Raw genomic sequence first — 1,029 nt, forward strand, 5'->3', positions numbered from 1 at the left:
AATGACTATATCTTGCGCAAAACTGTTTGTTTTCTTCTGCCCTTATTGCTTGCTTACCGGAGTTGGCACTGAAAAATAACGTGAACCGGGTAAAAACAAACGCTTTGTTGGGCACAAACGGGGAGTGTGTACTAAGAAGACGTATTTAACATAAAAACCGGTATGGGCTATCTGGAAAGCAAGTTTAGCTAAAATCCCTCAAACTTCATTTGGTCATCTACTCGATAAGAGAATCTTAGCTTAGTTGCTTTACGCTGCTTCCTCTCGATGATTTCAACGCTTATATTCTTTATTTCAGTAGTGTCTTCAATGGTATCGATGCTTTGCTTGATAACACTGCGATTAAACTCTTTAAACAACGGATAAGAATAAACTTTTTCCTTATTCTTTATTGTGTAAAGCCCAAGCTCTTCCTTTAGTTCTTCAACAGTAATTTCAAAAAAACGGTCTTTCTTCTGACTTATTTTCTGCCTTATAAGTTGATATATGTTACTGGCATTTGTGTCTCTGAGTCGTGCGCTAGAGATAAGCACTTGAGTAGTGAAATTACCCTCTATCATGCAAATATACGGCTCCATTTGACGACTAAAGCTAATATCTACGTAACCGTCACCGTCCTCATAGTCACAGTATTCAGTGACGTTAAGCATGCGAACCCCTTTACCGCTAGGTTTCTTCCAAGGCCGATCTCCTTGACGAGCTATAGGCGGTAAAAGTTGATCTTTTGGGATTCCTATTATCTGTTTCTGTAAATCCAACGTAGCGGATTTTAGTTGTTCGTAGGCTGTATTCATTTCCAGCTTAGCTATTTTTGCATACTCACTAGCGTATATACGAAACACTTGGCCTTGTTTTACTATCTTTTTAGAGTCAAGTTGAGCAATAGCCATAAATAAAACGCGCCTAGATGATAAGGGCATCTTAGATAGTGTTTTGTTTATATCAGTTTTATGCCGAACTTTTGTTTTACTCGATACGTTGGTTAATTTCATAGGTGTACTTTGTTTTTTTAATCACACACCTACTTTA

The 1,029-nt window shown here is 37.7% G+C and carries 1 protein-coding gene; it reads right to left on the reverse strand.

The genetic code is table 11. The annotated features are described in order from the left end of the window. Nucleotides 1–188: 188 nt before the first annotated feature. Entirely contained in the window at nucleotides 189–992 is an 804-nt protein-coding gene (locus tag DK872_RS27210) for a replication initiation protein (RefSeq protein ID WP_161519135.1), read from the reverse strand. Nucleotides 993–1,029 lie beyond the last annotated feature (37 nt).

Source organism: Kosakonia sp. MH5, from assembly GCF_009935945.1.
GTDB classification, from domain to species: Bacteria; Pseudomonadota; Gammaproteobacteria; order Enterobacterales; family Enterobacteriaceae; genus Kosakonia; species Kosakonia radicincitans.

Excerpts from the sequence above, each read along its gene's own strand:
- DK872_RS27210 (WP_161519135.1), bottom strand. The coding sequence starts at position 992 with ATGAAATTAACCAACGTATCGAGTAAAACAAAAGTTCGGCATAAAACT.